At 46.4% G+C, this 4527-nt stretch carries 5 protein-coding genes; 2 read left to right on the forward strand and 3 right to left on the reverse strand.

What is annotated here, in order from left to right; translation table 11 throughout:
- Positions 1–219: 219 nt before the first annotated feature.
- Entirely contained in the window at positions 220–1215 is a 996-nt protein-coding gene (locus FYC77_RS19805; protein WP_162354574.1) for a tyrosine-type recombinase/integrase, read from the forward strand.
- 1220 nt (positions 1216–2435) lie between these two features.
- On the opposite strand, the gene FYC77_RS19810 is transcribed toward FYC77_RS19805, so the two are convergent.
- The 3 genes from FYC77_RS19810 to FYC77_RS21140 form a co-directional block, all read right to left on the reverse strand.
- Positions 2436–2918 (reverse strand): hypothetical protein, encoded by a 483-nt coding sequence (locus FYC77_RS19810; protein WP_149083211.1) that lies wholly within the window; start codon positions 2916–2918, stop codon positions 2436–2438.
- Positions 2915–3355, reverse strand: coding sequence for a hypothetical protein (locus FYC77_RS19815; RefSeq protein ID WP_149083212.1), 441 nt, complete (start codon positions 3353–3355; stop codon positions 2915–2917). The genes FYC77_RS19810 and FYC77_RS19815 overlap by 4 nt, the downstream gene beginning before the upstream one ends.
- A 64-nt stretch (positions 3356–3419) precedes the next feature.
- Positions 3420–3704, reverse strand: coding sequence for a helix-turn-helix domain-containing protein (locus FYC77_RS21140; RefSeq protein ID WP_149083213.1), 285 nt, complete (start codon positions 3702–3704; stop codon positions 3420–3422).
- A gap of 352 nt (positions 3705–4056) precedes the next feature.
- On the opposite strand from FYC77_RS21140, the gene FYC77_RS19825 reads away from it, so the two are divergent.
- Positions 4057–4467 carry a hypothetical protein gene (locus FYC77_RS19825; protein WP_149083214.1) on the forward strand — a complete coding sequence of 137 codons (411 nt, stop codon included), beginning with the start codon at positions 4057–4059 and terminating at the stop codon, positions 4465–4467.
- Positions 4468–4527 lie beyond the last annotated feature (60 nt).

The raw sequence follows: 4527 nt of genomic DNA on the forward strand, positions 1-4527 counted from the left end.
AGTCACCAACTACGAAAGAGGACACAATCCCGGACGTACGAAGCTCAAAACCCTGTGATCGATTCTATGACACGCTCCGCGACAGCAACAGTGGGCTCGGGCGGGTTCGAACCACACCTGAGAACCTGAAACAAAGTTTCAGAACCTCAGTTTACCTCGCAGCCCCTCCGGGCCTGCTCGCCACCGACCTCAGACTAAATGGCGATTCCGGGATGTACTATGACAAGCCGAAACCCGGAACCTTCCGAATGCCAGAGCATGTACTTGAACAGTAGAGAAGGCGAAGTAAGAGATTCAACACTCAAAACCCACGAATATCGACTAAACCACTTCGTTCGATGGTGCGACCAGAATAACGTAGAAAACCTTACCAACATCGACCCAATCGACATTGAACAGTACAAGAACTGGAGACGAAAAGACGGAGACTTATCGAAATCTGCCCTGAAAGGGCAATTAGACACCCTGCGTGTGTTTATGAGATATCTTGGACGGCTTGGAATTGTGGATTCAGAGTTGTGTGAATCAGTACCGAGCGTGAAGATGAAACGGTCGGACGAGGTGAACAATCGAAAAATCTCTGAGGACAACGCTCAAGCGATACTGGAGACGCTTGACCGATACCACTATGCAACTGTTGAACACGTCTGGTTCCTTCTTGCATGGCGCACATCGGCTCGTGTCGGTGCCCTCCGTGCGCTAGACGTGGACGACTATGACCCAGATAACCAGTTTCTATATTTCCGTGAACGAGATGGAACACAGTTGAAAAACGGCCCATCCGGGGAACGCCCAGTTGCACTTTCAGACGAGACCTGCGCCATCCTCGATGACTACCTCCAACACCACCGAGTTACCAACACCGACCAACACGGGAGAGAACCACTCTTCTCCAGTAAGCAAGGGCGGGTTCACAGGAACACAATGCGTCGATGGTGCTACACTCTGACTTGTCCGAGTTTCAGAGGTGACGAGTGTGAGACCGAGGAGTGCAACAGTCAATCAGACGGAAAAACATCCCACAAGTGCGACGACAGCGTAAGTCCGCACGCCATTAGGCGTGCTTCCATCACGCACTTTCTCCGCAAGGATATGCCAGAGAAAATGGTCTCAGATAGAGCGGACGTGTCTGAAGATGTTCTCGAAAAACACTACGACAAGCGTTCAGCAGAGGAAAAAATGGAGCAACGGAGAGCGTATCTCGATAACATCTAATTAGACTCAGTGTTCGCTCTCCTCATGCTCCCATAGATTCGAATAATTCCCAGATACATTAGCGAACGTCTTGTATCCACACCGGTCACAGATGACCCACCCATCCTTATCGTTTGGTGCTGGACTGTAGTTCGAAAGCAATTCTTCCCGACTCTTCTCAATTTCTTTTCTACCCATATAATAATGTAATATATACAAGAATAATGGTTTAGTGCAGGATGGAACAAACAGAAATATATTCAGCAGTATATCACGCTTTAGTCCAACTTGAATAACGTATGGCGAGAGTCAGACTCGAAGCAGGCGCTATCTCGACGGAAATCAGCACAGACGAAGAAGACGATATCGAAGATATCGAAGAAGTCGCTAAAATAGCCATGACGTGTCAAGACTGGCAGTTCAGCGAATGGGCTAGTATCGATGGAAAGTGCGTCACGACCGAACCTTCGTTGTTTGAACTATAGCATGTGCATCGAGACCCGGGAGTGGAGCGAGGTTGAGCAAGACTGCTTAGATAGCTACTGCGATGCGACCAAAAGCAGGTGAAGACAGCCTGATACACCTAGTCTGTCCAAGCTGTGGACAGCTTGTGCGACTCCATTACGAGCCTATCTACACAGAGCATCATTGAGAAAATAGCAGAGAGACGTTTCTAAGAGATTTTCTAGGGCGAGAGGATGGAAACCCTTCTCTACTACTGAAGTTAGCTAATGCGTGGGGAGAGATGGCCAAATTAGTCTGATAGTGTGAGTGGCGGTCTACACGTGCGGGCTGTAGCTGTGTATGGCATGGGACTGCATACCACACTAGTGCTACTACACTACTACTACTACAACTACAACAACACAACACAACACACACACACAACAACAGCAACGTAAGGACTCTCACGAAAAGGGGGCGGGGGGTACTGGAGTAATAATTATTACGGAATCGTAATAATCATACTTTCTGGGTTCACTGAGAACAATATTGGAGTTTCAAGCTATCTACTGCCATATTTAGATTCCCAGACCCTGCATTGAGGAATGTTCACACACCAGAATCGTATGATATTACTCGAATCGTAATAATCATACTCTGGGGGTATAGGGGGCTGTGTTCTCACACAAGTTATCAGATTTCCAATAAGTCGTATGATATTACTCGAATCGTAATAATCATACTTTGCCCTTTGGAGGGCGCTATTTTCAGAGAAGTAGTGAAAATAACTCTTCGAGTTAGTGTTCGTCAAGCCACTCGTCCGCTCGTTCTCGCTCTTCGTCGGTGAGGTCTCGGTCTTCTCTGGCATCCGGTAGTGCATGGGAAACAAGGTCGTCAAACTGTTCAGTGGTGAATCCAAGTCCTGTAACGGCTTTGCTCCACGCCTCTGGAGACCGCTTACTCGGATGGACCTTAAGGGCGTATTCCAGTTTATCGTACACAGCTTCTTTTTGCTCTGACTGCTTCTCTTCCAGTTCTTCGATTTCGTCTACGATGTTGCTTCGTTTCGCCTTCTTCGCATTCAGCTTGTCTTCTAGCTCTTCGATTTCCTCGTCTAATTCGTCTCGTTGTTGACGAAGCTGGCCAAGAGTTGACTCCCCGGATAGGGACATTTCTCGCTTGATTATCTCGTTTATATACGCTGATTTGTTATCAACGGAGTCGAGATATTCTGCTACTTCAGGGTCTACACTTCCCGAAATGCGTTTTTTGTTACTCATGCGGCATCACCTCGTTTGAGTACAACATCGCATCCGTCGATTTGGTCGAAATTAGTTATTTGAGATACTTCATACCCAGAAAATCCTCGTTCGACTATCTGGAAACGACGGATTCGTATTGTGATTCTGTCTTCGTCTTCGTGGATGACTTCGCAATGCTCGTCATCCATTTCGTGAAATCGTGTTCTCTTATCATCTTCACTGTCGCCCTCTTGAGATTCTTGGAAGTGTTCATAGCTTTCTTTCCAAGAGAACGAACCGGTTTGTTCATCGAGGTTTCCTTCACACGATGGACAGTGTGCGTAGTCTAACTTCGATTCTGGAATAGAATCTGGTGTTGGTCCATTGCAGAATTCGTTCGTACACCGGATTGGAACCCGTGTTTCGATGCTACTTTCGCCGTCTGTTTCTTTCGAATAGTTATGTTTCGAACTCATACATGTCAACTTTAGGTACAAGGGTATATAAGCCTTTCCCGAAGTTGATGTATATACACAATCTTCAGGATTCGAGCCGAGAGAAGAGATAGTTTCTATCGTTTGCGTGGAACGTATGATGGCGGTTGGATTCACGCTCGACGTATCCTTTGTCTTCCAATGTATGGAGGACGTGACGGATTGTTTGGTCGCTTGCATCTACGTGTTGTTTGATTTTTCTGGTTGATACGCTCCCGTCGTTGACCAAGTGGTATAGTGCTTGGTCCCAGATATCGTCTCGTTTTGCCATATATACTATATTGTTTTCCATGTTAAAAAGTATTTCCCGAAGGTGGTCTATAACCACCATGTTGGGAATACACCTTTATTCTAAACTATCATTTGTTGTAGTATGGTTGCAAAAAACTTGGAACCCATTGTGTATCGCTCGATAACTGATGACTGGGACTCGATTATAGTTCCTGAAGACGACGCTGAGGTGGTGTTCTATGTCTGAATATCAGTATCATGCACGTCGTAGACGTGTGTTTGTAGAAAAGGGTGTCTGGCCGTCTGACGACGAAGATGAGAACGAGGGTGATTCAGAATGAGTGCTTCAAGGTCTCCTGATGTTGGAATCAGAAACACAGAGAAGGTTATCTGGATGTGGGAGGACGATTACGCTGAAATTCTGACCGAAGAAGAGCTTCGAGGTGAGTCTGATGAGTGTTAGTGTTCCGAACCCGATGGAGGGAACAGAATATGAACACGAAGAGTGGTCGATAGGTGACTGGTTGGAGATATCTACTGTATATGCGTTGGACTACGAGAGTCGAACACACTACCATGTGGATATTCCTAAAGAAGTTCAAGAACACGCACACATACTTTCGAAATCTGAGATAGATTCCAGAGACCAACGTGATTTTAAAGAGTCAAAACACGACTCTGAGCAGGGTAAGATAGCCGAATTTGCCTTTGCGACGGTGTGTGAACATGAAGATGTGGACTGGGGTTTCCATGATGGGTTTCAGACTGGTGATTTAGAAGTAGGTGGTCTTAGAATCGATGTGAAGAGTCGTAGAGAGAATGAGGATGGATACAAGGATTTGCTGGTATTCGTCTTTAGCTAAGACTCACACCTCGGTTGCGTAGCGGTAGCGAGCGTCTCTTGTAACACTGGCCGTTGCTGG

The sequence above is a fragment of the Natrialba swarupiae genome, assembly GCF_008245225.1.
In the GTDB taxonomy this organism is placed as follows: domain Archaea; phylum Halobacteriota; class Halobacteria; order Halobacteriales; family Natrialbaceae; genus Natrarchaeobius; species Natrarchaeobius swarupiae.